This is a genomic window from Novosphingobium sp. FW305-C-30-35 (genome assembly GCF_058783135.1).
On record NZ_JBYSYJ010000001.1, the window covers coordinates 876,408 to 902,858 of the forward strand.

Consider the following 26,451-nt stretch of genomic DNA (forward strand, 5'->3'; position numbering starts at 1 on the left):
CCTGAGGCCGGACTATCCGGCGTGTCAGCAACAAACATGCCTCAGCCAGGCAAATCCTAAAAGCCCGTTAACTACCTTTCATGCACAAATTCGCGCCATTTCCTGACCGGAATGGCGATTTGGCCATGGCCGACGGCACGAGTCCCTTCGCAGGACAGTCCTCGACCCGAAGGTTAACGCCGAGCGAGGCGGCTTGGCTGTATCAGCCCAGCTCAACCTGCTCCAGATCGTAGCCCTTGGCACGCAGCCCTGCGACCAGCCTGTCGATCTGCTCACGGTCCCGCGCCTCGCACTCGATCTCAGCCGTCAGCCCCTTGGCGGGAAGCGAGGTGAAGATGCGCTGGTGCCAGACTTCGAGGATGTTGACCTGGTGCCGGTTGAACTCCTCGACCACCTTGAACAGTGCGCCTGGGCGATCCTGCAACGTGATGCGCAGGCGGCCAAGCCGGCCCGAGCGGGCCAGATCGCGCAGGAGCACATTGGCCAGCAGGCGCGTATCGATATTGCCGCCGCACAGCACGATGCCGACCTTGCGCCCGGCAAACCGCTTCTTGTGTGTCATCACGGCGGCCAGCCCGGCTGCGCCGGCACCTTCGACAACGGTCTTCTCGATCTGCAGCAGCACCGCAACCGCACTCTCCAGAGCGGCTTCGCTGACCAGCACGACATCATCGACGATGTTGGCGAGAACCTTCGAGGTAAACTCGCCCGGCTCCTTCACGGCAATGCCTTCAGCCAGCGTATCCCCACCGCAAGGCAGATCGAGATGCTTGAGCTTGGCATACATCGACGGGAACAGTTGCGCCTGAACGCCGACAAGCCCGATGCCCGGCTTGATCCCGCGCGCGGCAGTACCCATGCCCGACAACAGGCCACCGCCGCCGATCGGAACCACCAGCGTCTCGATCTCCGGCGCGTCTTCCAGCATTTCGAGCGCGACGGTGCCCTGCCCGGCCGCCACGCGCGGATCATCGAACGGGTGAACGAAGGTCAGGCCCAGTTCGCCTTCGAGCTTCCGCGCATGTGCATAGGCTTCATCGAAGGTTTCGCCCTCGAGAACGACCTTGCCCCCCACGGACTCGGTCTGCATCACCTTCACTGTCGGCGTGGTCTTCGGCATGACGATCGTCACGGGCATCCCAAGGCGCGTGCCGTGATAGCTCAGGCCCTGGGCGTGGTTCCCGGCCGATGCCGCGATCACCCCGCGCGACCGCTGCTCCTCGGTCAGCTGCAGCAGCGCATTGAGCGCGCCGCGCTCCTTGTAGGCGGCAGTGAACTGCAGGTTCTCGAACTTGAGCCAGATGTCGGCCCCGGTGATGTTGCTGAGCGTCTTGCTGTAAAGCGTGGGCGTCCGCACAACCTGACCCGAAATACGCTCCGCCGCGGCACGAACATCGGCGAGGGTCAGCAGGGAATGTCCCTGCATGGCGGGCTTGAGCGCTACGTTTTCCATGGCCGCGCCCTAACGGAAAGCGGCCCCCAAGAAAACCTCAAGCTTTACCGGATTCGGCGCGGGAGACAGCGAACCAGCGAAAACCGGTCACCGGAACCATCGCCACGAGTATGGCCGCGCTATCCGCCACCCAGTCACGCCAGTCCGAGTCGCGGTGGAGGAACGGGATCAGTTGCACCACTTCGATGCCAGCCCCGACAACTGAAAGCCACAACGCAGCACGCAGCAACGATGCCCTCGGCCAGCCGACGCCAGCAAGCAGCGAGAGCGTGAAGAACGCCAGCATGTGCGCAAACTTGTCGCCCAGACTGTCGATCGGCAGGCTCGGAGGCTTGGGCAGGACAGCCATGATGAGCGCAAATGCGAAAGCCGGCCAGAACGCAAACCGTGCGACGCGGGAGGTAAGGTCGATCAAGCGCTGCATCGCCAACCGCTATGCTTTGCCCCTGTTCTGCAGGCAAGCGGCTACTGGCACGGAGCTACTGGCACTCGGCAGCAAACCGGATATGAATGCGCATCATGAGCGACCAGACACCAGCATCGACCGGGCCAGCAGCTGCCCCCGCAAATGTTTCCTTCCTTGGCCTTGGCGTAATGGGCGGCGCGATGGCGCGGCATCTCGGCAAGGCGGGACACACTCTCACGATTTACAACCGCACCACGGCGCGTGCCGAAGCCTGGGCGGCGGCCAATCCCGGTATTTCCGTCCGCATCGCCACCAGCCCTGCCGAAGCCGCTGACGGAGCCGATGCCGTCATCACTTGCGTCGGCAACGACGACGATCTTGCCGATGTCGTGCTCAGCCCTAACGGCGTGTTCTCGACGCTGAAGCGCGGCGCGCTTTACATCGATCACACCACGGTATCGGCCCGCATCGCCCGGCAGATCGCGGTCGAGGGCCGCGACAAGGAGCTGCTCTGCGTCGACGCCCCCGTGACCGGCGGCCAATCAGGCGCGGAAGCTGGCACCCTTGCCATCATGTGCGGCGGCAGCGCCAAGGCTGTCGATGCCGCGCGCCCGATCCTTGCTGCCTATGCCAAACGCGTCGTCCATGTCGGCAAGTCCGGTGCCGGGCAAACCGCGAAGATGGCCAACCAGATGTGCATTGCCGGCACGCTGGCCGGGCTGTCCGAAGCGATCCGCTTTGCCCAGATCGCCCATCTCGATCTCGACAAGGTCTTCGAGGCGATCTCGGGCGGAGCTGCGCAGTCCTGGCAGATGGACAACCGTTTCCACACCATGGCCAAGGACGAATTCGACTTCGGCTTCGCGGTCGACTGGATGCGCAAGGATCTCGGCCTGGCCATGGACGAGGCACGAAACCTTGGCGCGAGCGTGCCGGTAACGGCCTTGGTCGATCAGTTCTATGTCGACGTGCAGGCCATGGGCCATGGGCGTGAAGATACCTCGGCGCTTATCCGTCGCCTGCCGCGCCGGGCGAAGAAGGCATGAAGCGCTTCGCCCTCGCTGCACTGCTTCTCGCCACCGCTCCAGCCGCCTATGCCGATACCCTGGTCGACAATGTGCGCGGCACGACAATCGGCGCCAATGGCCAGGTGGAGCAATTCACCGGCCTGCTGTTCGACAGCGCCGGCGTCGTCAAGCGCGTGATCCATACCGGCGAAAAGAAGCCGAAACCGCGCAAGGATTACCAGTACCACATCGATGGCAAGGGCCGCGTCATGCTCCCGGGCATGATCGATGCGCACGTTCACGTGATGGACATCGGCTTCGCCGCCTTGAGCCTCGATCTATCCGGCACTACCTCGCTTGCCGATGCGCTGAACCGCATCGCCAAGTTCAGTGCCGAGCACCCGGACCGTCCGTGGATCATCGGGCGAGGCTGGAATCAGGAAGCTTGGAAACTCGGCCGCTTCCCCACCGCTGCCGAACTCGACGCGGTCACTGGTGGCCGCCCGGTCTGGCTGGAGCGGGTTGACGGCCACGCCGGCTGGGCCAACAGCGCAGCCCTCAAGGCTGCAGGCGTCTCGTCTTCGACCAAGGACCCGGCAGGCGGCAAGGTCGAACGCACCCCCGATGGCAGCCCGCAGGGCGTGCTGGTCGATGCCGCAATGGAGCTCGTCGGCAGCAAGGTCCCGGCGCCTCGCCCCGAAGACCGCGATCTCGCGCTCGCCAATGCCCAGCAGATCCTGTTCAAGCGGGGTGTCACCGCCGTGGCCGACATGGGCACCGCAATCGAGGACTGGCAGGCCTATCGCCGCGCCGGCGATGCCAACAAGCTCTATGTTCGCATCATGGCCTATGCCCGCGGCACCGAGCAGATGGTTCTCATCGGCGGCCCCGGCCCCTCGCCTTGGCTTTATCAAGACCGGCTCCGGCTCAACGGCGTAAAGCTCTATGTCGATGGCGCCCTGGGATCGCGCGGTGCCTGGCTGAAAGCGCCCTATGCCGATGCACCTGCCACGCGCGGGCTCCCGCAACTTAACCAGACCCAGCTCGGCAATCTGATGAGCCGCGCGGCGATGGACAACTTCCAGGTCGCGATCCACGCTATCGGCGATCAGGCCAATGCCACCGTCATCGGCGCAATCGCCGACCTTTCCGAGACCTACAAGGGCGATCGCCGCTGGCGTATCGAACATGCCCAGATCGTCGATCCGAACGACATCGCCCGTTTCGCGGCGAGCGGTGCCATCGCCTCTATGCAGCCGATTCACCAGACTTCTGACCGCGTGATGGCCGAAGCGAGGCTCGGTCCGGACCGCCTTGCCGGCGCCTATCCCTGGAAATCGCTCAAGTCCGCTGGCGTGCGTCTTGCCTTCGGGTCCGACGCTCCGGTCGAAGTGGCCGACCCCTGGTCGGGGATTGCCGCTGCTGTCAGTCGCCAGGGACCGGACAATCAGCCCGCGGGTGGCTGGCAGCCGCAGGAGTGCGTGACGCCCGCCGAAGCACTGGCGGCCTATACTGTCGATGCTGCCTATGCCGGATTTGCCGAAAGCCGGTTCGGCCGCCTTGCGCCCGGTCTTAGGGCAGACTTCGTGCTGGTCGACACCGATCCACTCACCGCAAATCCTGCACAGCTCAGGGAGACGAAAGTCCTGGAAACGTGGATTGGCGGGGGCAAGGTCTGGTCCGCCGAAAAAGGGGTGGAAACCGAAACGCCTTCAAAGCGTTAGGGTGGCGACGCGGAAGGCTTGGGGGCGCTCTTTCCGGATGCTGCCCAACGGCTGCGTCGCGGAACCCGCCCTCTCACCTGAGGTTTCGCGAGCTTTGCGAGGCTCTGAGTTATAAGTACCGAAACGGGGGCCTTTGTGCCCCCGTTTCCTTTTACGGAAGAAGGGGTGGCGTCTCGCCAGCCGCAAGTGCAGCGGCTTCGGCTTCTTCCTCAGCCTTGCGCTTTGCATCGGCTTTTTCGGTGAAGCGCATGAGCAGCAGCGTTCCCTCGAACAGGATCAGCAGCGGAATCGCCAGCATCAGCTGCGAAACGACGTCAGGCGGCGTCGCCACCGTCGCCACGGCAAAGATCACCACGATCGCATAGCGCCGCGCCTTGACCAGCTGGTCGCGGCTGACGATCCCCGCGCGATTCAGCAACATCAGCAGCACAGGCAGCAGGAAACTGATCCCGAAGGCGAGGATGAACTGCATGACCAGACTGAGGTAATCGCCCGTTCCCGGCAGTGCCTCCAACTGCAGGCCGCCCTTGTTACCCTCGAACCCGAGGAACCATTTGAACGCTGTCGGCATCACCACGAAGTAGGCAAGGCTCGCACCTGCGGTGAACAGCACCGGTGTCGCGAACAGGAAAGGCAGGAACGCGCGCTTCTCACGCGCATAGAGCCCCGGCGCGACGAACGCCCAGAGCTGGTTGGCGATCACCGGAAAGCTGACGAAGAACGCCGCGAACATGGAAACCTTCAGTTCCACGAAGAAGGCTTCATAAAGCTTGGTATAGATCAGCTTGCCCTGCCCCGGCGGAAAGGCATGGACCAGCGGCTGCGCCAGCAGCGCAAAGATCTGGTCGGCAAAGTAGAAGCTGACCGCAAAGGCAATCGCCAGCGCATAGACACAGCGCAGCAGGCGCGTGCGCAACTCCAGCAGGTGGTCGAGCAGCGGGGCCTGCGTCTCGTCGATGTCCGAGATCATGGCAGAGGAGCTTCCGGTCTGGCGGTCTTTTCCTCAGGCGGCATCGGCCCGATCATCACCGGATCTGCGGCAGAGGGTGGCGCATCCGAAGGCAGCGGGTTCGGGAACGGATCGTTCTGGTCCTCTGCGGCAGCCACGGTCTGGCCTTGCGCTTCGGCGGCGGCTTCCTGAGCCGCAGTCTCGCGCATGATCCGCTCGTTCTGTTCCTTCCACTTGCGCTCCATCTCCTCCATTTCCGCCTCGCGGATCATGGTTTCGATGCCCGACTTGAAGTGGTTGGAAACGCGACGCATCTTCGCCACCCACCGCCCTGCGGTGCGCAGTGCCATAGGTAGGTCCTTCGGGCCGATCACGACGATCGCCACGATGACCAGCACCAGAAGTTCGGACGCGCCGATGTCGAACACGGCCCTGTCGCCTTGTCTTACAGCAGCTTACTGAGCCTGATCGGTCGAGGTCGGCGCAGGCGCCGGTGTCGGAGGCGGCACCTGCTGCTGCTGGATCTGCGCAGGCGGCGGCGTGACCGGCTTGTTGTCCTCGTCGTTCATGCCCTGCTTGAAGCTTTTGATGCCCTTGCCGAAATCGCCCATCATTTCGGAAATGCGACCACGGCCGAACAGGATCAGCACGACCAGCGCAAGCACGATCAGGTGCGGAAGGGAAAGACCACCCATGTCACTAACTCCTTTGCGTTCCCTAGATAGGGACCGCGCGCCCCACATGCCAGTTTTTCCGTCGCGTCAGTCGGCGTCTTCCCCGCCTGACGGATCAATCGCCCCCGTGTCCCCATCCTCGCCCCCCGTCAAGACGGCAAACGCCTCTTCGACCGGGTCGAGCAGTCCCGCCGCCCGCAATTCCTCGATTCCCGGCAGGTCGCGCCGCGAAGCCAGGCCGAAATGCGTGAGAAATTCGGGGGTCGTCGCATAGATCGTCGGCCTGCCCGGCACTTCGCGACGCCCGGCAATGCGAATCCAGCCCGCTTCCAGCAGCACGTCCAGCGTGCCCTTGGCCGTCTGCACGCCGCGAATCGCCTCGATCTCGGCGCGGCTGACGGGTTCATGGTAGGCAACGATCGCCAAGGCCTCGGTCGCCGCGCGCGACAGGCGGCGTGGCTCTTCCTTCTCGCGCCGCAGCAGATGGGCAAGATCGGCCGCCGTCTGGAAGTGCCAGCGTCCGCCTCGTTCGACGAGATTGATCCCTCTTTCCGCATAGGCCTGCGTGAGCGACACCAGCGTATCGTCCACCGCTGCCCCACCCAGATGCGCCGAGATTTCCAGCGCGGTCAGCGGCTGCTCTGCGGCAAACAGCGTAGCCTCCACCGCACGCTCGAGATCGCCCGCCCGCTCCGTCATGCCCGCGAAGCCCTTAGCATGACCGGCCCGAATGCCTCGTCCTGCGCAAGTTCGGCACGACCCTGCTTGGCCAGCTCAAGCGCGGCCAGGAAGCTTGAAGCCAATGCAGACTTGCGCAACGCGGGATCGGCATCCAGCGGGAGGAACGCCCGCAGATCGGTCCATTCCACCGCGATGCCCAGCATTTGCGAGACCCGTGCCAGAGCTGCATCCAACGTCACGACGGCACGCTCGCGTACCATATGGACGACCGGTTGGCTGCGCAGCTTGATCGCCCCATAGGCCTGGATCAACGAGAACAGATCGGACTTCCACAGCGCCTTGCGGTCAACGCGAAGGCCTTCAGGGCGCCCGCGCAGGAACACGTCGCGGCCGGTGCGGTCCCGCCCCATAAGCCGCGCGCCTGCCTCGCGCATCGCGCCCAGACGCTGCAGCCGCAATTGCAGCTTGAGCGCCAGTTCTTCAGGACTCGGCTGCACTTCGGGATCGCGTGGCAGCAGCAGCAATGACTTTAGATAGGCCAGCCACGCCGCCATCACCAGATAATCGGCGGCAAGCTCCAGCTTCAGCGCCTTGGCACGATCGATGTAGTCGAGATACTGGGCGACCAGCTCAAGGATCGAGATCGTGCGCAAATCGACCTTCTGCCGCCGCGCCAGTTCCAGCAGCAGGTCAAGCGGTCCCTCCCAGCCATCAAGCTCCAGATAGAGCGCCGCATCGCCGGTTGGTGCAGTGGCAATGCCGTCCCACGCCTCGTCTCCATCAAACAGCGCAGGAACGACATCGCCTGTCATCACGCAAGTTCCAGCAGCCGGTCGCGCGTGGCGAGGAGTTCGGCCTGGGCCGAAATGTCGGCAGGTCCATCGAACGCCGCCGTGCCCCGCAGGGCGCGCTCCAGCCGCTCCGCCGTCGTCGCACTCATCGGCGTGAGACCTTCAGCAATGCCGATCATGTCGTCCATCTTCGCCCAGCAATTGAGGGCAAGATCGCATCCGGCGGCCTGCGCTCGGACCGCCCGTTCGGGGACAGTCCCACCAAGTGCCTGCATATCGAGATCATCGGTCAGCAGCAGGCCGTCAAAGCCGATGGCCTGGCGGATCACCGTTTCGATCACATAAGGCGATAGAGTTGCCGGGTTTTCGGCATCCCATGCGGTGAAGCGCAAATGGCCGGTCATCGCGATCGGCGCATCCTTCAGCGCGCGGAACGGCGCGAGGTCCAGTTCCAGCTCCTCGGCACTCGCCGTAACAACCGGAGTTTCCTTGTGGCTGTCGACCATCGACCGGCCATGGCCGGGCATATGCTTGACCACGCCTGCAACCCCTGCCCGCGCCAGCCCGTCGATCGTGGCCCGGCCAAGCGCGGCAACGCGCATCGGCTCGGCCCCCAACGCACGGTCGCCGATAACGTCATGGGCGCCGGGCTGGCGCACGTCGAGGAGCGGCAGGCAATCGACGCTGACCCCCACCTCGGCCAGGTCGAGCCCGAGCGCATGGGCGTTGGCCCGTGCCGCCTCGATCGCGCTGGCGGGCGCCACGTCGTAAAGCTGGTCAAAGCGTTCGCCCGGCGGGTAGGCCGCCCAGACCGGGGGTTTCATCCGCGCGACGCGCCCGCCTTCCTGATCGATGCAGATGAAGGTGCGGTCCCGCCCATGCAGTGCCCGCAACTCGTCGGTCAACGCGCGCACCTGCGCGCGACTTTCGACATTGCGCCCGAACAGGATATACCCCGCCGGATCCGCGTCGCGGAAAAAGGCGCGTTCGTCTTCAGTCAGGGTCAGGCCGGAAAGCCCGAAAATTGCAGGCAACATGGCAGCGAACTTGCGAGTTTCGAAGCCTTTGGCAAGAGTTCCAGCCGCGGCAATGGGGGATAATTGCGCCGTTTGCGACGTGATGCCTCAGGCCACTGGCGCAACCATGACCACCGGCGCAATCATGTGCGCGATGGCCGCTTCGATCCAGTGCGTGTCAGCAGGATCCGCGCCGGACATGGTCCGTATCAGATCGCCATTGCCAAATGTGACAAGGGCCGCACCGATCAGGCTGAAATAGGCGATTTCCGGCCTGCTCCCACCAAGATACCCTTTCAGCGAAAGCGCTGTGAACAAGGGGGCAAGCAGCTCCCACACCGGTGTTCCAAACGCCTCCACCAGCCATTTCTGTCGCTCTGAGTTCACCGAGAACTCCTGCAGCATCAGCCGCGTCAGGCGTGGCTCATCGGCGAAGGTGCGTAGGAAGCCGGGCAGGATGCGCCATGCCGTCGCAACCGGATCACCAAGGGCATCGCCCGCCAGCTGGTGCTGAAGATGAACTTCTCCAGTGCGCGCGAACGCCTCGACCACCTTTTGCCATAGCGAAAGCTTGGTCGGGAAATAATAGGCCAGGTGGCCCTGTTCGATCCCTGCCGCAGCCGCAATCGCCCGCGTGCTGGCAGCTGCAAAGCCGACTTCCGAGAAAACCCGCAACGCCGCTTCGAGCACGACACGCCTGTTCTCGTCACCGTCATAGCGGGACGGTTTCAACACGGGAGCGCGAGCTTGTCGGACCATCCGCATCGAATGGCCTGCCGCCGCGGATTTGGCAAGCCAAGTTTGTCACTTGACAAATATCCTTATCAACTGACAAACATCCGGCGGTGTTATTTTGGGAGAACAGCCATGTATCCGCTCAAGGTCGAGCAGCCCTATCCCCGCAACCAGTGGTGGGTTGCCGCCTACGGCAACGAAGTCGGGCGATCGCTGCTCATGCGCGAGATGCTGGGTGAGCGGGTTCTCCTGTACCGGACCGAGGCGGGCGACGCCGTAGCGCTCGGAGCAGTCTGCCCGCACCGCGCCTTTCCGCTGGAATTGGGGCGTCTGGTCGGCGATTCGGTACAGTGTGGCTATCACGGGTTCACCTTCGGAGCCGACGGGACATGCCAGCGCGTGCCCAGCCAGTCAGGCGTGCCCCAGAAATCGGCATTGCGTCGCTATCCCGTGATCGAGACTGGCGGGCTTGTCTGGGTGTGGACGGGCAATGCAGAGGCTGCGGATCAGCGCATGCTTCCCGATCTTGGCGCGATTGGCCTGGGCTGCGCGGACTGGGCGGTCGAGCAGCACGCACCGGTCACCATTGCTGCCCGATATACCCTGCTGATCGAAAACCTGCTTGATTTGAGCCATGCGACCTTCATTCACGCCACTACGATCCCCGGCGGCGAGCAAGTGGCCTCGATTCCAGTCAAAGTCGAAGAAAGCGAAGCCGCCATAACCGTTGTTCGCAGGGGCGAGAACCTGCCTGCCAACTCTTTGATCCGAAGCCAGTTTCCGGACCAGGAAGGTCCCGTGCACCAGCACTTCGATGCGCAGTATCTCTCGCCTGCCCTGATCCGTACCGGGGGAGCGATGTCCGATGCGCTGACCGGTCGAACCTTGGGGACGCAGAACTACATCCACCTCATCACGCCCGTCTCGCCAACGCAGGTTCGGTATTTCGTCAACACCGCACGCGACTTTGCGACAGACAATCCGGCCCTGGGCGCAATGCAGATCGCCATGGGCGCACGCATACAGCCAGAGGATATTGCCGCGATCGAAGCGATCGAGACGGTGCTGCAATCAGGAGCAACACTGCCGACCGAGATCAGCGCGCGGGTCGATAACGGCGCGTTGAAAGTACGGCGCAGACTGGAAGCGCAAATCAGGAAGGAGCTTTGCCCTTCCTGACGTCACCGCTGGTTCAGCGCTTCACCTGGCACTTCAGGCCATTGGCCTGCAACCGTGAACAGAGCGCGTTGGCCGAAGCCAGATCACCCGCCACCGCCTGAAGGCGGTAGACAGTGCCAATATCGGCCTTGCCCTCGATCACGCGGTGCGAGAGGCCCTTCAAGGCTTCATGGTTGGCAATGAGCTTCTGCCAGCCCGCTTCCGCCGCTGCATTGGACGAGAAGGCGCCGACCTGCACGCCGACACCGCCGGTCGCAGCGGCCTGGTTCGGCTTCGGCGCAGAGGTCGCGCCGGCGCTCGGCTTGGCCGAAGGTGTTGGCGACAGGGCAGCTGCAGGGGCTGGCGCCGGGGTTGGCGAGGCGGAACCGGCAAGGTTGGCGACAGGCTTTTCCCCTTCGCTGACCTTGAAGCTGGAATCCCCGGTGCCTTCGAAAGTCTTGCCGCCGGGATCCTTTGGCGCGACCTTGTAGGGTTCACGGCTTGCCTCGATCAGGCTCCCGTCGGCTCCGGCAGGCCCTGCCGTGCGGTTGCTGGCGTACCAGATCCCGCCAACCAGCGCCGCAAGCACCACAAGGCCCATCACGGCAAAGCCGATCAGACGGCCATTGCCGCTGTCTTCGTCCTCACCATCGATATCGTCAGCGCTTTCGAGCCAGGGCAGGCGTTCCTCGTCGCCGAGCGCAAGCCGGTCCCCCGCAGGTTCCGCCATCTCGGCAGAGACGTCAAACGGCTTGCCCGGCTCTTCGTCCCACGAATTCTGCCCGTTTTCCCCGTTCATGCCAGACCCGTTCATGAGTGCCCTGCCCCGATTGACGTCAAAGTTCTTGCGCTGCCTCAACGCCCAATAGCGCAAGACCGTTACGAATTACCTGCCCGATTTGTTGGGCGAGGAAAAGGCGGGCTGCAGTCATTGCGGAGTCTTGTGCCACAATGAAGCGCTTCTCGGGCCGGTCGTTGCCGAGATTGTAGTAGGAGTGGAACGCCGAGGCGAGATCGTGGAGGAAGAAGGCGATGCGGTGCGGCTCACGCGCCACGGCAGCGGCTTCGACCGTGCGTGGGAATTGCGCGGCGAGCTTGACCAGTGCCAGCTCCTCCTCGCCCAGCAGCGAGAGATTTTCCCCTGACGGGGCAAAGCCTTCGTCGGCGCCCTTGCGAATGTTCCTGCAGATGCGCGCGTGGGCGTACTGCACGTAGAACACCGGGTTGTCCTTGCTGGCTTCGACCACCTTGTCGAAATCGAAGTCCATCTGCGCGTCGGGCTTGCGTGTGAGCATGGTGAAGCGCACCACGTCCTTGCCGACCATCTCGACGACATCCGCCAGCGTGACGAAGTTGCCGGAACGCTTGGACATCTTGAAGGGCTGGCCGCCCTTCATCAACTGCACCATCTGTACCAGCTTGACCTCGAACGGCTTGGGCTCACCACCCTCAGCGCTGGTCAGCGCGGCAACCGCGGCCTTGATCCGCTTGACGGTGCCAGCGTGGTCAGCGCCCCAGATATCCACGAGGGCATCGGCCGACTGCGCCTTCTGGAAGTGGTAGGCGAGGTCCGCACCGAAGTAGGTCCAGGCGCCGTTCGACTTCTTGATCGGACGATCCTGATCGTCGCCGAACTTTGTCGAACGGAACAGCGGCAGCTCAACCGGTTCCCAGTCTTCCGGCGTCTTGCCCTTGGGCGCTTCGAGCAGGCCATCATAGACAAGATCGTGGGCGCGCAGCCACTGTTCGGCCGCGTCCACCTTGCCCGAAGCCTGAAGCTCCGCTTCGGATGAGAAAAGGTCATGGTGAATGCCGAGCGTGGCAAGATCGGCGCGGATCATGTCCATCATCGCGGCAACGGCGCGGGTGCGGAAGAGGATCAGCCAGTCAGCTTCGGGCGCACCGACGTACTTGTCGCCGAACTCGTCCGCGAGCGCCTTGCCCACGGGAACGAGATAGTCGCCGGGGTAGAGGCCTTCGGGGATTTCGATGCTTTCGCCCAGCGCCTCGCGGTAGCGCATGTGCACCGAGCGGGCGAGGACATCGACTTGTGCCCCTGCATCGTTGACGTAGTATTCCTTGATAACCTTGTGCCCGCTGAACACGAGCAGGTCCGCCAGCGCATCGCCGACCACCGCGCCACGGCAGTGGCCCATGTGCATCGGCCCGGTCGGATTGGCCGAGACGTACTCGACGTTGACGATCTTGCCGCCGCCCATGGTCGAGCGGCCATAGTCCGCCCCCGCCGACGCAATCAGCGCGAGTTCACCGCGCCAGGCATCGTCGGTCAGCCGCAGGTTGATGAAGCCGGGCCCGGCAATCTCGGCCGAGACGACGCGCGGCTCCTTTTCAAGTTCGGCCACCAGCGCAGTCGCCAGCGCGCGCGGATTGTTGCCCGCGGGCTTGGCCAGCACCATCGCCGCGTTGGTCGCCAGATCCCCATGCGAAGGATCGCGCGGCGGCTCGCACGTCACCGCGCCTCGGTTCAGACCGGCAGGGAGGGTTCCTGCGGCTTCGAGCGCAGTCAGCGCGGTGTCGATTACCGAGGCGAAGTCGGCGTGGAGGTTGATCCGGGCGTCAGTCATGGGCGGGCGGTTAGCCCAATCACGGACAAAGCGAAAGGGCATCGATCTGCCTGCCCTTCACTCTGGCGAGTTGCCGCTCTGCCTGCGAGAGTTGCAGGTGAGTTGCCCCTCTGCCCCCGAGAGTTGGAGACTTACTTGCGGACGTTGTACTGGAGCTGCGCGTCGGTCAGCTGGAAGCCGACGAGCAGTTCGAAGTTGGCCTTGGAGAGAGCTGCCTTGACATCGGGCTGCGAAAGCGGATCGACTGCTGCGTCTTCGTCGCCCGCGCGCCGCTTGCGCGAGATGCGCTTGACGATGTCTTCCGGAAGCGATGCCTCGGCCTTGTCCACATCGGCTCCGGCCTGCGCCCGACCCGTAGCGCGATCCTGCCCGTCGGCGAAATCGATCACGACCTTGCCCACGCGCTTTGCCACGACGATGTTGCCGCCGCGCACGACAGTGGAGAAATAGGGCAGTTCGACGCGGCGTGCGCCGACCTTGCTCGACCGACGGGCCAGCACGTCGAAGCTGGCGACAGAGTGGAGCTTCGAACCGTCGGTGCACTGTGCGCGCAGGTTGGTGATCGTCGCCTCGATATCGATCGCCGCCGAATCGGTGCGAGACGGATCGCTGAATACCGTGACGTCGCCGGTGTAATCAGGGATGCCCACGCGCGGACAAGGATCGCGCAGCGCCGTGACGCCCACCGCGTCATCAACGACAAGCTCGCCCTTCTTGCCGCCGCAGGCCGAAAGCGCGAGGGCTGCCACGAGCGGGGCGCCCAGAATTGCGATACGGCGGGCACTTGCGTTCATGGGCACTCGATCCTCGATACTTGCAGCGTCTGATCGACCGGAAACCGAACTCCGGCCAACATTTCGGCCACCTCTACCCACCGCAGCCGCTTTCGGCAATGGCGGTACGCCGCGCTTGCTGCTAAGGGCCGCAGGATGAACGCCAGCTTGCCAGACGTCGCTGCCGAAACGGCTCCATTACGCCTTCTCATTGCTGCTCCGCGCGGCTTCTGCGCCGGGGTCGACCGGGCGATAGAGATCGTCGAACGCGCGCTGCAGCGCTATGGCGCGCCGGTCTATGTCCGGCACGAGATCGTGCATAACCGCTTCGTCGTGGACGGCCTGAAGGCCAAGGGCGCGATCTTCGTGGAGGAACTGGATCAGGTCCCGGATGGCGCGCCGGTGGTGTTCTCGGCGCATGGCGTGCCCAAGGTCGTGCCGCAGGATGCGACCGCGCGCGGGCTCGACTGGCTCGACGCCACTTGCCCACTCGTGTCCAAGGTCCACCGCCAGGCCGAGCGCCAGGTCGAGGCCGGGCGCCACATCCTGTTCGTCGGCCACAAGGGTCATCCCGAAGTGATCGGCACCATGGGCCAGGTCCCCGAAGGTTCGATCTCGCTGGTCGAGACCGTGGATGACGTCGCCAAGCTGTCATTCCCGGCCGACGCGCCGCTTGCGTTCCTGACGCAGACGACCCTTTCGGTGGACGATACTGCCGAAATCGTGGCGGCGCTGCGTGCGAAGTTCCCGCAGATCGCCGGGCCAAAGGCCGAAGATATCTGCTATGCCACTTCGAACCGCCAGGAAGCGGTCAAGGCCATTGCCGGGGAATGCGACCTGCTGCTGGTGATCGGTGCGCCGAACAGCTCAAATTCGCTGCGTCTGGTCGAGGTGGCCGAGCGCATGGGCACGCGTTCGCGCCTGATCCAGCGCGCGAACGAGATCGATCCCGAATGGCTCGAAGGCGTGAACACGCTGGGGCTCACCGCGGGGGCCTCCGCGCCCGAAGTGCTGGTGCGGGAAGTGGTGGCGAAGATCGGAGAGCTGCGCCCCATCTCGGAAGAGACGGTGACCACCGCCGAGGAAAAGATGGTGTTCAAGCTGCCGCGCCAGCTGCTCGACTAAGGCGCAAGGAACATGGCGGTCTATACCCAGATCGGCGCGGAAGAGATGGCCGCGCTTGTCAACGAATTCGACGTGGGCGCACTGGTCTCGGCCAAGGGCATCGCCGAGGGCGTCTCGAACTCCAACTGGTTGCTGGAAACGACAGGCCGGGATGGCAGCGGTGCCCGCTTCATCCTGACGATGTACGAGTTCCGCATCGAGCTGGAGGACCTGCCCTACTTCCTCTCGCTGCTCGATCACCTGGCTGCCAAGGGCTGCCCGGTGCCGCGCACCATCCACGATCGCGAGGGGGCGCTGTTCCGGCGGCGGGGCGAAAAGGCGCTGGCGCTGATTGAATTCCTCCCCGGCGTTTCGGTGAGCGAACCGACGGTGGGACAGGCCCGCGCGGTGGGTGCTGCGCTGGCGCAAATGCATCAGGCGTCGGCGGACTTTGCCGGAACGCGTGCGAACGGGATGGGCCGCGCCGAATGGCAGCGGCTGTTCGACGCCTGCGGGCCCGAAGGGCTGGCCGCGATCGATCCCGAACTGGCCGGGCTGGTTGCCGAGCACATGCCGAAGATCGCTGCAGGCTGGCCGCAGGACCTGCCGTGCGCGGTCATCCACGCCGACCTGTTTCCCGACAACGTGCTGATGCTGGGCGACAAGGTTACCGGGCTGATCGACTTCTATTTCGCCTGCAACGACCTGATGGCCTACGACGTCGCGGTGACGCATGCGGCGTGGTGCTTCGACGCGACGGGCCGTAACTTCAGCACCGAGCTCTCGGCAGCACTGCTCGATGGGTACGAGGCGGTACGGCCACTGTCGGCGAAGGAGCGGGCTGCCCTGCCCCTGCTGGCGCAAGGGGCGGCAATGCGCTTCACTTCGAGCCGCGCCTACGACTGGCTCAATACACCCGCCGACGCGCTGGTGGTGCGCAAGGACCCGATGGCATTCGCCCGGCGCTTGCAGTTCTATGCGGCGAACCCGGGGGTATTCGGGTGAAGCACGTCGAGATCTTCACCGACGGCGCGTGCAAGGGCAATCCCGGCAAGGGTGGCTGGGGCGCGCTGCTGCGCATGGGCGAGCACGAGAAGGAAATGGCTGGCTCTGAAAAGGAGACGACCAACAACCGCATGGAGCTGATGGGCGCGATCATGGCGCTGCAGGCCTTGAAGCAGCCGTGCCGGGTGACGCTCCATACGGACAGCAAATACGTGCTCGACGGCATCACCAAGTGGGTGTTCGGCTGGCAGAAGAAGGGCTGGAAGACGGCCGACAACAAGCCGGTCAAGAACGAAGACCTGTGGCGCGCGCTGGTGGAAGCCGTGCGTCCGCACAAGGTCGAATGGGTCTGGGTCAAGGGCCACGACGGCCACCCCGAGAACGAGCGGGTCGACAAGCTGGCAAGCGACGCGGCAGTGGCGGCCTGACGGCGGCTGCCGCCGCCAAGGCGACTGACAGCATACGCAGACTTGCTATCGACAGGCCGTTGCCGGAATGAAGCATCCGACTTCACGGATCTGAGGCGCTGGAGGGTAGCCCGTCACGGGGAGGCCCGCCGCCTCGAGCCAGGCATGAGCCATGAACTTCCGGTCCGTGTCCCGGCCTGAGCCCAGATGCAGGACCGACGGAATATGCCGGCGACGGAGCATGGCGTGGCCCGCCAGTGCCTGCTGAAGGCAGACCGCCCGGAACGGCACCCATCGGGCAACGGTTTCAAGCGTTCGCCCGATCCGGGCTGCGGTGTCTGCATTCGCCGAGGGTGCCACAGAAGCTGCCGCGATGGCGCGAGGGTCGTCCGGTGCCACAAGGTCGCCGAGGTGTTCCGCCACCTTGCGAAACGGCATGACCATCAAGATCAGGCGGGCAAGGGCAAGACAAAGAACGGCTTCGAGCACCAGGCCTGATGCGCGGACAGGCTGGCCTGTCCTTTCCCATTTATCCCGCAGTATTGCGAGAGCAGACCGGCGGCGTACTGGCGCCGCCGTTTCCAGCCATCGATCGAGCGTTGCAGCGAGCGGCCTGACCTGCGGCCCATATCGACCGGCCAGATTTGCGATGATCCAGTTCCCGTTGCCATTGCCTTCCAGAAATACTGGTCCCATCGGAGTCAGGACGATATCCCAATGAATCGCGGGAACGGCAGGAACAGTCGACATTGCCAGAAGCGCGTCCCGAACCGCTTCGGCAAAGAACGGGACCCTCCTGCCCGAGATGCGAGGTCCATCCACCTCCCGGAAATCCAGCATCGTGTCGGGGCTTTCGAGCACGACTCCGCCTTTGGCCATGCCGGTGTCCGGATCGATCGGGGCGTAAATCTGGCCGTTCAGGAAGTTCCGAGGCTTGAACCCGGGGCGAGGCAGTATCAGCAAGGCAGAGTCCAACTGCGGCGGGCCAGCGAGTATGCGCGACGTTGCCAGACGCAGGACTGGCGCGCGGCCGCGCCATGACAGATCGGCGAGGCCATCAGCGGACACCAGCCGGTCCTGCACAATCAACTCGTGCCCTGCGCTCAATTGCGTCAGGTGTTCACTCAACCTGCCTGCATCGACATCGAGGCCATCGATCTGCCAACGATCGCCGCTTCGGGTGATCGCCGATACGTTGCGACCGCCAGAACCATAACGGGGTTTGAGGACCAGCCCGGTCGGCCCGATGACGCGCGCCAGTTCTTCGATGCACAGCGGATTGCGTACCGTGTGCGTACCCGGCACACACACGCCGGCCGCTTTCAGGCGCTCGGCCAGCGCCTGCTTGTCTGAAAGAAGCGCCTGTCCGTCGGGAGAGCCAAGCTCCTGCACCAGCAATGCTGCGGAGCGTGCCGACATGAGGGGAGCGCGACGATACAGCCGCCGCCACACAAAAGCGTCGACAGGGTCGGCGCCTGTGAGAAGGCAATCCCGGTAAAGCGAAAGGAATGCGCGAAGTTCCAGCCTTCGCAAACGCGCAAAGCGTGCTGCCCGAACCAAAGCCGCAATGGGCCAGGCAATGCGATTTGCGCAGAACAGAACGGGACGCAGAACAACCGGAAACCTGCCGTACCACCTGGCCGACGCCCACTGGCGACATCGACCGACGTCACGATCGGCGCAACGTCCCCAGCCAAGCCCGTCAAAAGGGAGGCTTCGCCAGACACTCATCCCTTGAGGACTCTGTAGGGACGTGTCTTTCCGGGTGCTGAGGATACCCAGCGCACACGCCCCATCAGTGATGGCTCGACTTCAGGAACCTGTCTTGAGGAACGGCGTACCTTCGATGCCCGAAGTGCCGCCGCCCGCGGTCAGTGCGCTGATGTCTGCATCTTCGATGCGCGGTGACTGCCAAGCCTTGCGAGCGGGGGCCTGAACTTCTTCAGCAGTTTCGATCGTTAACTTTTGGTTAGGCATAAGGAGACCTCCAAGCTCTTCCACGCAACGTATAGCAGTGCAGAAATAATGTGATTAGATCAATGATTGTTTTGGATTTTTAATCTGCATTGCGACTTGCATATGTCTGCTTGTCGGCGATAGTTCAGCATGATCGAGCCTGTTGGTCCCCCACCGTATACCTATCGAATGTCAGGACTGAATGTCCGATCCATGATCGCTTTGCCGATGCGGGCGGATACGGGGGCCGTCGAGGTAGCCGAGGCGGATGTGACAATGCATGTCGAGGATGTCCCCGAGCACCTTGAAGACATCCTGCACAGCGGCGCCAACTGGGAAATCAACCGGAACAGCTTCCTCCTGAACCTGCCGGATACCGGCCGCTTCATGGCTACGGACGGTAACCGCATCAGCATTTGCCCAGCGCCGGACATGCCAGTCGAGGACATACTGATATTCGCGACCGGGACGGGACTCTCGGCCATTCTGTACCAGCGCGGTGGGTTGTTGCTTCATGCCTCGTCGGTGGTTCACGAAGGTCGCGCCTACCTCTTCTGCGGGCCGAGCGGCGCCGGCAAATCCACTCTTTCTGCGGCTTTATGCCGCGCCGGATGCGATTTTCTGTCCGATGACATGTGTGCCATCATCCAGCCAGACCAAGGGCCGGCGATGGTGGAGCGCGACGGACGGGCGCTCCGCCTGTACGCTGACAGCATTGAACACCTGGCGCTGGGGAGCTCGACAGGCCCTCGCGTACGACACCTCGTCGAGAAGTTTCACGTTGCTCCGCCGACGACGGCGGACCAAGGCGGAGCCGTGCCGATCGGGGCAATCTACATGTTGACAGCTTCCGATCCGGGACAGGCTCCTGCCATAACCCGGATGACACCCCTGAATGCGGCTCAAGCTCTCCTGCGGCAATCATACCGGCGTCAGATCGCGCTTTCCTATGCCAACCAGAGCGGGCTGGCTGGCCGCATCGGCGCGCTTGCAGCCGGGATCGGAGTCTATCACCTGAGCAGGCCTCGCGACCTGGAGCGTCTGGACGAGACGACTGCAGCATTGATGACGCACTGGCAAAGTCCGAGCGTGGCGTAACCACCGTGGCGACCCTACCGGCCGGGCTGATCTGGCTCGCATCCTATCCCAAGTCCGGCAACACCTGGATGCGCGTCCTGTTTGCCAACTTGCTGACTGGCAGGGAACAACCTTGCAACATCAACCGGCTGTCCGAGGAAGAACTGCTGATAAGCCGCTGGCGGTTCTGCGACGAGCTTCTGGTGGAACCGGACAGCCTCTATTCGGCAGAGCTGGCGAAACTTCGCGCGATGCAAGGCGCGTTCGTCGCAAGGCGTCTTGAGAAACCTTTCATCTGCAAGACCCATGACAGGTTTGATACCGAAGTAACCGGACTGCCAGGAAGCCGCGGCCTGTACCTTGTCCGCGATCCCCGCGATGTCGCGATCTCGCTTTCGCATCACGCCGGCATTTCGATCGATGCAGCCATTGCACAGATGCTCGATGCGACGGCCCACTCCGACGGACCGATGCAGTTGCGCTACGCCTTGGGGGACTGGGCTTCGCATGTGACGGGCTGGACCACGCAAGAGGAAATTCCGGTTCAGGTCGTGCGATATGAGGATCTGCGGCAGGACGCCAAAGCCGAATTTAGCAGAATCATCGGGTGGTTGAATGGCACCGCCAGTTCTGCGGAAGTGGATCGAGCGATCGACCATTCGTCTCTCAGAGAACTGCAGCGCCAGGAGGCAACGCACGGCTTTCGCGAAAGCCTGCCGCAGCAAGAGCGCTTTTTCCGGTCGGGCAAGGCCGGGGAATGGCGCCAGGCGCTGACCCCTGGTCAGATCCGCAGGATCGAAGACGCATTTGGGCCGGTGATGGAACAGTGGGGCTATTCCCAGGTGCACCTGATCGCAGGCCGCACGTCTGATCGGCCGTACATTCCAAGGGAGTTACAGATGGGAAAATTGGTTCAGCGCGCGCGGGGCATGTTGGGCTCGGCTCAGGAGAACTCCACCTTGCTGCTCAATGTGCAGGCTGGGCGCTACCACGAATTGAACGAGGTGGCCTCGCGGATCTGGGAACTCCTCGCACAGCCGATCGACGAAGACGAGATCGTTGCAACGCTTGAGGCCGAGTATGATGTGCCGGCTGCCGATTGCCGGGATCAGGTGGCGGCGTTTCTAAGCGAACTGAGGGATCGCGGGATGCTGGAAGTGGTGTAACTGCGTGAGACTGATCTGCGGCATTGTGCGCCTGGATGATGCCTGCCCGCCAGAGCAAATGCTCGACGGCATGATAGAGGCGATGATCCCCGAGGGTCTGTCCCCCGCCGTCAGCCGACAGACACATGGTCGCCTGAGCATGGCCATCCTGGATTTCTCGCATGGAGGCGCGCGTCCGGTCGAGAAGGAGGGCTGGATCGTAGCGGCAGATGTGCGACTGGATGTCTTCTCGGATTGTCCGGAGCAGAACTTTCTGACCAGCCTTGCCACGCATGGCGCGGACTTTCCCGATCGCATCAATGGCGACTTCGCCGTGGCGATGTGGGAGCAGAAGCAAAACGTCCTCTGGCTGGCCCGCGATTTCATCGGGGCAAGGCCCTTGGCCTGGACTCTGCGCGCGGGACGTTGGTTCGCGTTCGCCAGCCTGCCGAAAGGTCTTCACAAAGCTGGTGTGGCATCCGCGATTCCGGACCAGCCTGCCCATGCAATCAGACTGCGCCAGTCATTCTTTCGGGGCAGCGACAGTGGCTTTGCCGAAATCGCCTATCTCCCTGCCGGTCATAGCCTGCGGTTCAGTGTCGAGGACCAAGCTCCGCAGATTCATCGGGCATACCGCCCGGACGAAAGCGCCGTCGGCAAATGGACAGGAACCCGGGACGCTGCCGCCCGAAAGCTGAAAACGCTGCTCGACGAAGCCGTTCGGCGGCGTCTGCCGGCGGACAAGCCCGTCGCCTGCCACCTCAGCGGAGGGCTCGACAGTTCGGCGATAACGGCGCTGGCAGCCAGGGCCGCGCGCGGGCGCGGCGCGGGCGTCATCGCGCTAAGCATGACAACACTCAAGCCGATCGGCCCAGCGCAGCTCGATGAGCGCCCCTTGATCGAAGCTCTCCTGAAGCAATATCCGGACGTTGAACACCACGTGGTCCACGATTGCCTGCATATGCCCGGCCAGCCGGAGGATACGGACTGGCCGGGCGGTGTGATCGGCGGGCATGACGATCAGATGATGGCGCTGGCGGCCAAAGCCGGCGCAGATCGGGTCCTCAGTGGCGTCGGTGGCGACGAAGGAGCGACCTACAACGGCGCCAACCTTTACGCTGCCCTGTTCCTGAAGGGGGATATGCGAACTCTCGCCCGGGAACTCCGGTCGCGCGCAAGGACCGATGGCAAATCGCTGAAGGCCACGATCCACGCTCGCCTGCTGAAACCCCTTCTTGCCAAGCTTCAGATCACCCGTCGCGGACCATCCCGTTCACCGATGGATGCAGCTTCAGGCATTCTCCGCTTCGTGAAACCCGCATTCAGGAGCAAAATCCTCGACAGAAGCATGCAGCCGATTCTCCAGGCGAATACGCCAAGGGAGCGAGTCACGGCCTTTGCGGATCATCATATCCCATCGCGTTGCACCTACTTCTCGATAATGGCTGCCCGCCATGGACTGGCGGTAACCTTTCCGATGCTTGATCGAACGGTCGTGGACTTCATGTTGTCTTTGCCGCTGCATCACTTCGTGCACGACGGGTACAGTCGCCAACCCTTCCGCACCGCCATGGAGGGCATCCTGCCCGACGAAGTCCGCTTGGCGCAGGTCAAGGTCGGATTATTCGACGAGCGCTTCATGGGCTACGCAGAGCTGAAAGAGAAACTGCTGCTGTCGCTTGATCTGCTGCGCGCCTCTGTCGATGGACAGTCGACGATCTTCGATCTGGACGCGATCGGCGCCGGGCTCCGGCTTTTACCCGATGCAGCAAGGCTGGACGATATTTCACAGCTGGGTCGTGCAGCGCTGGACAGGGACACGCCGCCCTGGTTGCCATTGATGGCCGTGGAGTGCCTCATTGCTGCCCACCGACTGTCCGGCTTTAGATAAGCAGTCAATCGGCCTGCCTCAGCCGCGCTCGCGCGCGACACTCGGCCCGCTGCTGCTTTCGGACTATACGAGGCTGGACGCCATTCTGCTTCTGTCTGCAACGCGGCCAGTTATGATTTCGAAAGCGCGGGCCGCCTGTCCGATGACCATGCCGATACCATTGATCGTGCGACACCCCCGCTGCCTGGCAAGGCACAGCAGTTCCGTTTCGGGCGGGAAGTAGATGATATCGGCGACCCAGTGCCGCGCTTCGACGGCATCTTCGGCAATCGGCATACCGGGTTTGCCGTTCATGCCGATCGGCGTGGCGTTGACGATACCGTCAGCAACCGCCGTCTCGACCGCATCGGGAGTAAGGGCGATGATCCGGGCATTGGTGAAACGCGCAGCAAGATCGTCCGCCAGGAGCCTTGCGCGGTTCTCATCCACATCGACCAGTTGCAGCGTGCCGACACCCAGCGAGAGCAGGGCATTGGCGACGGCGGCCCCCGCCCCTCCTGCACCGAGCTGGACCACATCGTTCAAGGCGACGCCTGGCAATCCTTCGGCGATGGAGTCCCGGAAGCCGGCCATGTCGGTATTGAAGCCGCACAACTTGCCATCGCGGATGGATACGGTGTTGACTGCACCCACGGAAAGCGCGGTCTCGTCGAGTTCATCGAGCAGCGATACCACGGCCTGCTTGAACGGATAGGTCACGTTGAAGCCGCTGTAGCCCTGGTCCAGCAGGCGCTTCAGGACCAGTGGAAGATCACTGTCGGCCCAGCCTCGCGCGGAAAAATCATAAAGGTCGTAACGCAAGGCGATACCCTGCGCCTGCGCTTCCTTCTCATGCAACTCGGGCGAGCGCGAGGCGAGGATGGAACGTCCAAGCAGGCCGGATAGGATCATTTGTGCCTTCGAAAAGCGTCCCGGCATCACGGGGATGCCGGGACATAGGGTGGATCAGAAGTTTACGCGTGCGCCAAGATAGAACGAGCGACCGATCGGATCGTAGAGCGCAACGTCCGTGCCGTTCTGCGAGCTCGCCACGAAAGGCAGGCCGCGATCGAACAGGTTGTTGACGCCAGCGCGGAATTCGATCGACTTGTCGACGCGAACAGTGCCGAACATGTCCCACAGCGCATAGGCGCCCACGCCAACCTGGGCAGTCGCCGGGGTCAGGACCGAAGTCGTGTCCTTCATCGCGCTCTGGTACCGCCAGCGCAGGCCGAGCGTGGTGGCGTCAGAACGGTAGCCGAAGCTGGTGACCGACTTCCATTTCGGCGTGGCGCGCGGCGGAAGGCTGCTGACGCCTGCCGCACCGTTGCTGATGCCCGTGTAGTCAAGCTCTGCCGCGCCAGGGATCAACTGCAGCTTGTACTTGTGCAGCCAGCCCACGGCCGCGTTCACGAACAGACGACCGCTGTCTCCACGCAGGATCGGTGACGGCACTGTCCAGTTGACCTGCGCCTCGACGCCATCGGTCTTGACCGATCCAAGGTTGAGGAACGGCGTGGCGACGTTGACCAGCTGCCCAGAGTTGTCGCGCGAGAGCAGGCCGCAATAGAGGTTGGTCTTGTCATAGCTGGGGTTCGAGCCATCGAGGTTGAAGCACTTCGACAGCACGGTCAGGCCAGGCACGGTCGAGATCACGTTCTTGACCGCGATATTGTAGTAGTCGACCGAAAGCGTGAAGTCCGACAGAAGCCCGCTCTGGAAGGGCGAATTGAGCACGAAGCCGAAATTGTAGGTATCGGCGCGTTCGGGCGTCAGGTTGGTGTTGCCCGAGACGAGCTGGCCGGTGGCCGTGGTCGGGAAGGTGTAGCTGGAGATTGCGGCCTGCGGAATGCCCTGTGCAACGCAGAGTTCTGCAACCTTGGCACCGTTGGCACCCGTGCGCGCGGTCGAGCGGATATCGCAAGGATCGCCCAGTGCGCCTGGCGGCGTGCCGATCACCAGCTGGTTGCCCTGCTGCGGCGAGAACAGTTCGCCGATGTTCGGCGCACGCACCGCGCGCTGGTAGCTGCCACGGAACAGCAGCGGCTCCACCGGCTTCCAGCGGGCGTCGACTTCGTAGCTGGTGACCCCGCCAGTGACCGAATAGTCGGAGTAGCGGATCGCGCCGCCGATGCCGAATTCCTCGATGAACGGCTTGTCGGCGATCAGCGGTACGTCAACCTGCGCAGCAAATTCCTTCACGGAGATGCGACCCGAGGCGGGCTGCGAGGCAATCACGGATTCGATGTTCTGGGCGCGAAGATCGCTGTCTGGAATGTAGTTGTAGCTGTTCCTGCGATAGCCTGCGACGAAGGCGATCTGGGCAGGGCCAGCGCCAAGATCGAACAGCTTGCCGTTGACCTGCAACTGGGCCTGCGTCTGGGACAGCTTCTCCTTCGAGAATGCGGTCTTGGTGATGTAGTCCACGCAGGCCTGCGACAGCGAGCGGGCGTTGGCATCACCGAAGATGTTGAAGCCGCCGGTGCAAAGCGAACGGCCACCGTCAGCCGCGTTCAGCAAGGTCTGGACGCGGCTCTTGACCACGGCGTCGTTGAGCTGCTGGTCATGGACCGACTGGTCGTAGGATGCATAAAGATCGAACGACCAGCCCGAGGTGATGTCCCCTTTCACGCCGGCCATGTACTGCTGGACGGCGTAGTTCTCGTCCCAGTTCTTGTAAGGCACGCCAACGTAGCGGCCATTCCAGGTGAACGGCGCATTGGGGTTGGGGCGCGAAGCGAGGATCGTGCGAAGGTCCTGCGGGATGAACGGATTGGTGACCGGGATCGTGGTCAGTGAACCGAACTGGGTAAGGCTGCCGCCTGACGCAGTCTTGACCGAAAGGTCGACGTACATGAACTGGCCATAGGCGGTGAGGCCCGGCGCAAGGTCGTAGTCGGCCTTGACGAAGGCAGTCTTGCGCTTGAGGCCATTGGCGAAATCGATCTGCTGGCCAACCGGCATGCGCACGTTGTTGCCGACGATCAGGTAGCCGTTCGTGCCGTTGGGACCCTTGTAGTTGCGCGCACCGGTCTGCGTGAACAACGTGCCATCGTTGTTGAAACCGAGGTTCAGCAACTGGAAATTGGCCGGCAGGTTGTTGACGCCGTAGCCCGCAAATACCGACGAGACGACCGCCGCGTCAGGCGCATTGGTCGCGCTCGGCACGAAGGTGCCGTTGCCGATGAACGACGAGGGCGTCTTGTCGAAGAAGAAGTCGCGGGTCGAGCCGTTCACCTGGTCCTGATGAGCATAGCTGAACGCCGCCATGACGTGACCACGATCCTCGGCAAAGCTCGATCCGAAAGCGAGCGAGCCGTTGAACTTGTAGGCATCGCCGCGGTCGCTGATCGAGTTCTGCACGTCCATGCGCACGCCGTCGAAAGCGCGCTGGGTCTTGAAGTTGACGACACCCGAGATGGCATCGGAACCGTAGATAGCCGACGCGCCGCCCGTGATGATGTCGACACCACCCATGATCGATTCAGGCAGGATGTTGATGTCCACGTTGCCATTGATATCCGACAGCGGCAGGCGCTTGCCATCAAGCAGCACGAGATTGCGGTTGGTGCCAAGGCCATGGAGGTTGACCGATGCGCGGCCACCTGTGCCCTGCCCGCCGGTGTTGGCGTTGCCCGCGGTCGTGAAGCTCGGAAACTGGTTCAGCGCGTCCTGCAGGTTGACCTGTCCGGTCTCCTTGAGCGCGGTCTCGCCCACCGAGACGATCGGACTGACGGCGGTGTTGTTCGGTCGCGCGATCAGCGAGCCGGTAACGATGATTTCTTTGGTGTCGCCCGGCGCTTCAGCAGCTTGGTCCTCTGCACCATTCTGGGCCGCATCCTGAGCGAGCGCGGGCGCAGAGAGCGCGGCAGCTACGGTCAACAGGGACGCGGAAAACGCAAGGCGAGTGCCCCTCAAATTCATGGTCATCCTCC

Annotated in this window: 25 protein-coding genes; 9 read left to right on the top strand and 16 right to left on the bottom strand. The window is 63.4% G+C overall.

Going from position 1 to position 26,451, the window contains the following annotated elements; all coding sequences use genetic code 11:
- Window positions 1-202 precede the first annotated feature (202 nt).
- The gene (locus AC3WLM_RS04300; RefSeq protein WP_492476698.1) at window positions 203-1,453 is read right to left on the bottom strand and encodes a threonine ammonia-lyase; all 1,251 of its coding nucleotides are present in this window, start codon (window positions 1,451-1,453) and stop codon (window positions 203-205) included.
- A 37-nt stretch (window positions 1,454-1,490) separates the two neighbouring features.
- On the bottom strand, window positions 1,491-1,877 hold the full coding sequence (locus AC3WLM_RS04305; RefSeq protein WP_052242334.1) for a VanZ family protein: 387 nt from the start codon (window positions 1,875-1,877) through the stop codon (window positions 1,491-1,493).
- Between the two features lie 95 nt (window positions 1,878-1,972).
- Here AC3WLM_RS04305 and AC3WLM_RS04310 point away from each other — a divergent pair, with 95 nt between their 5' ends.
- Window positions 1,973-2,905, top strand: coding sequence for an NAD(P)-dependent oxidoreductase (locus AC3WLM_RS04310; protein WP_052242354.1), 933 nt, complete (start codon window positions 1,973-1,975; stop codon window positions 2,903-2,905).
- A complete protein-coding gene (locus tag AC3WLM_RS04315) occupies window positions 2,902-4,590 on the top strand; it encodes an amidohydrolase (RefSeq protein ID WP_492476699.1) in 1,689 nt (562 codons plus the stop codon). The genes AC3WLM_RS04310 and AC3WLM_RS04315 overlap by 4 nt, the downstream gene beginning before the upstream one ends.
- A gap of 151 nt (window positions 4,591-4,741) precedes the next feature.
- Here AC3WLM_RS04315 and tatC read toward each other — a convergent pair whose 3' ends face one another.
- The 7 genes from tatC to AC3WLM_RS04350 form a co-directional block, all read right to left on the bottom strand.
- Window positions 4,742-5,560 (bottom strand): twin-arginine translocase subunit TatC, encoded by an 819-nt coding sequence (tatC, locus tag AC3WLM_RS04320; protein ID WP_039334185.1) that lies wholly within the window; start codon window positions 5,558-5,560, stop codon window positions 4,742-4,744.
- Complete coding sequence (gene tatB, locus AC3WLM_RS04325; RefSeq protein ID WP_039334187.1) at window positions 5,557-5,967, bottom strand: Sec-independent protein translocase protein TatB; 411 nt, start codon at window positions 5,965-5,967, stop codon at window positions 5,557-5,559. The genes tatC and tatB overlap by 4 nt, the downstream gene beginning before the upstream one ends.
- 27 nt (window positions 5,968-5,994) lie before the next feature.
- Window positions 5,995-6,234 (bottom strand): twin-arginine translocase TatA/TatE family subunit, encoded by a 240-nt coding sequence (locus AC3WLM_RS04330; RefSeq protein WP_492476700.1) that lies wholly within the window; start codon window positions 6,232-6,234, stop codon window positions 5,995-5,997.
- A gap of 66 nt (window positions 6,235-6,300) precedes the next feature.
- The gene (gene scpB / locus AC3WLM_RS04335) at window positions 6,301-6,912 is read right to left on the bottom strand and encodes an SMC-Scp complex subunit ScpB (RefSeq protein ID WP_062347763.1); all 612 of its coding nucleotides are present in this window, start codon (window positions 6,910-6,912) and stop codon (window positions 6,301-6,303) included.
- On the bottom strand, window positions 6,909-7,706 hold the full coding sequence (locus AC3WLM_RS04340; RefSeq protein WP_039334193.1) for a segregation and condensation protein A: 798 nt from the start codon (window positions 7,704-7,706) through the stop codon (window positions 6,909-6,911). Before AC3WLM_RS04340 ends, scpB begins: the two co-directional genes overlap by 4 nt.
- Window positions 7,706-8,722, bottom strand: coding sequence for a beta-N-acetylhexosaminidase (gene nagZ, locus AC3WLM_RS04345; RefSeq protein WP_492476701.1), 1,017 nt, complete (start codon window positions 8,720-8,722; stop codon window positions 7,706-7,708). Before nagZ ends, AC3WLM_RS04340 begins: the two co-directional genes overlap by 1 nt.
- A gap of 87 nt (window positions 8,723-8,809) precedes the next feature.
- Window positions 8,810-9,460: a TetR/AcrR family transcriptional regulator gene (locus tag AC3WLM_RS04350; protein WP_197423821.1), complete on the bottom strand. Its 651-nt coding sequence runs from the start codon at window positions 9,458-9,460 to the stop codon at window positions 8,810-8,812.
- Here AC3WLM_RS04350 and AC3WLM_RS04355 point away from each other — a divergent pair.
- Window positions 9,449-10,615: a Rieske 2Fe-2S domain-containing protein gene (locus AC3WLM_RS04355; RefSeq protein WP_492476702.1), complete on the top strand. Its 1,167-nt coding sequence runs from the start codon at window positions 9,449-9,451 to the stop codon at window positions 10,613-10,615. The genes AC3WLM_RS04350 and AC3WLM_RS04355 overlap by 12 nt on opposite strands.
- Window positions 10,616-10,628: 13 nt before the next feature.
- Here AC3WLM_RS04355 and AC3WLM_RS04360 read toward each other — a convergent pair whose 3' ends face one another.
- The 3 genes from AC3WLM_RS04360 to AC3WLM_RS04370 form a co-directional block, all read right to left on the bottom strand.
- Window positions 10,629-11,393 carry an SPOR domain-containing protein gene (locus AC3WLM_RS04360; RefSeq protein WP_492476703.1) on the bottom strand — a complete coding sequence of 255 codons (765 nt, stop codon included), beginning with the start codon at window positions 11,391-11,393 and terminating at the stop codon, window positions 10,629-10,631.
- A 37-nt stretch (window positions 11,394-11,430) separates the two neighbouring features.
- The gene (gene argS / locus AC3WLM_RS04365) at window positions 11,431-13,179 is read right to left on the bottom strand and encodes an arginine--tRNA ligase (protein WP_492476704.1); all 1,749 of its coding nucleotides are present in this window, start codon (window positions 13,177-13,179) and stop codon (window positions 11,431-11,433) included.
- A 131-nt stretch (window positions 13,180-13,310) separates the two neighbouring features.
- Window positions 13,311-13,973, bottom strand: coding sequence for a hypothetical protein (locus AC3WLM_RS04370; RefSeq protein WP_039334200.1), 663 nt, complete (start codon window positions 13,971-13,973; stop codon window positions 13,311-13,313).
- Between the two features lie 135 nt (window positions 13,974-14,108).
- On the opposite strand from AC3WLM_RS04370, the gene ispH reads away from it, so the two are divergent.
- The 3 genes from ispH to rnhA are packed head-to-tail and all read left to right on the top strand — an operon-like array spanning window position 14,109 to window position 16,489.
- Entirely contained in the window at window positions 14,109-15,077 is a 969-nt protein-coding gene (gene ispH, locus AC3WLM_RS04375) for a 4-hydroxy-3-methylbut-2-enyl diphosphate reductase (RefSeq protein WP_039334202.1), read from the top strand.
- A gap of 12 nt (window positions 15,078-15,089) precedes the next feature.
- Complete coding sequence (thrB, locus tag AC3WLM_RS04380) at window positions 15,090-16,061, top strand: homoserine kinase (protein WP_492476705.1); 972 nt, start codon at window positions 15,090-15,092, stop codon at window positions 16,059-16,061.
- A complete protein-coding gene (gene rnhA / locus AC3WLM_RS04385) occupies window positions 16,058-16,489 on the top strand; it encodes a ribonuclease HI (protein ID WP_039334207.1) in 432 nt (143 codons plus the stop codon). The genes thrB and rnhA overlap by 4 nt, the downstream gene beginning before the upstream one ends.
- Before the next feature lie 45 nt (window positions 16,490-16,534).
- Here rnhA and AC3WLM_RS04390 read toward each other — a convergent pair whose 3' ends face one another.
- Window positions 16,535-17,887: a lasso peptide biosynthesis B2 protein gene (locus AC3WLM_RS04390; protein ID WP_492476706.1), complete on the bottom strand. Its 1,353-nt coding sequence runs from the start codon at window positions 17,885-17,887 to the stop codon at window positions 16,535-16,537.
- Window positions 17,888-18,280: 393 nt separating this feature from the next.
- A complete protein-coding gene (locus tag AC3WLM_RS04395) occupies window positions 18,281-18,445 on the bottom strand; it encodes a hypothetical protein (protein ID WP_492476707.1) in 165 nt (54 codons plus the stop codon).
- Between the two features lie 168 nt (window positions 18,446-18,613).
- On the opposite strand from AC3WLM_RS04395, the gene AC3WLM_RS04400 reads away from it, so the two are divergent.
- From AC3WLM_RS04400 to AC3WLM_RS04410, 3 genes are read left to right on the top strand one after another with little or no spacing between them, the layout of a single operon-like run.
- Window positions 18,614-19,522 carry a hypothetical protein gene (locus AC3WLM_RS04400; protein ID WP_492476708.1) on the top strand — a complete coding sequence of 303 codons (909 nt, stop codon included), beginning with the start codon at window positions 18,614-18,616 and terminating at the stop codon, window positions 19,520-19,522.
- 5 nt (window positions 19,523-19,527) lie between these two features.
- Window positions 19,528-20,667, top strand: coding sequence for a PqqD family peptide modification chaperone (locus AC3WLM_RS04405; RefSeq protein WP_492476709.1), 1,140 nt, complete (start codon window positions 19,528-19,530; stop codon window positions 20,665-20,667).
- Window positions 20,668-20,725: 58 nt separating this feature from the next.
- Complete coding sequence (locus AC3WLM_RS04410) at window positions 20,726-22,537, top strand: asparagine synthase-related protein (RefSeq protein ID WP_492476710.1); 1,812 nt, start codon at window positions 20,726-20,728, stop codon at window positions 22,535-22,537.
- A gap of 63 nt (window positions 22,538-22,600) precedes the next feature.
- Here the strand turns inward: AC3WLM_RS04410 and AC3WLM_RS04415 are convergent, their stop codons facing one another.
- Together AC3WLM_RS04415 and AC3WLM_RS04420 are read right to left on the bottom strand one after the other, a co-directional pair.
- Window positions 22,601-23,428, bottom strand: coding sequence for a shikimate dehydrogenase (locus AC3WLM_RS04415; protein ID WP_492476711.1), 828 nt, complete (start codon window positions 23,426-23,428; stop codon window positions 22,601-22,603).
- A 54-nt stretch (window positions 23,429-23,482) separates the two neighbouring features.
- Entirely contained in the window at window positions 23,483-26,398 is a 2,916-nt protein-coding gene (locus tag AC3WLM_RS04420) for a TonB-dependent receptor domain-containing protein (RefSeq protein WP_492476712.1), read from the bottom strand.
- Window positions 26,399-26,451: the final 53 nt, after the last annotated feature.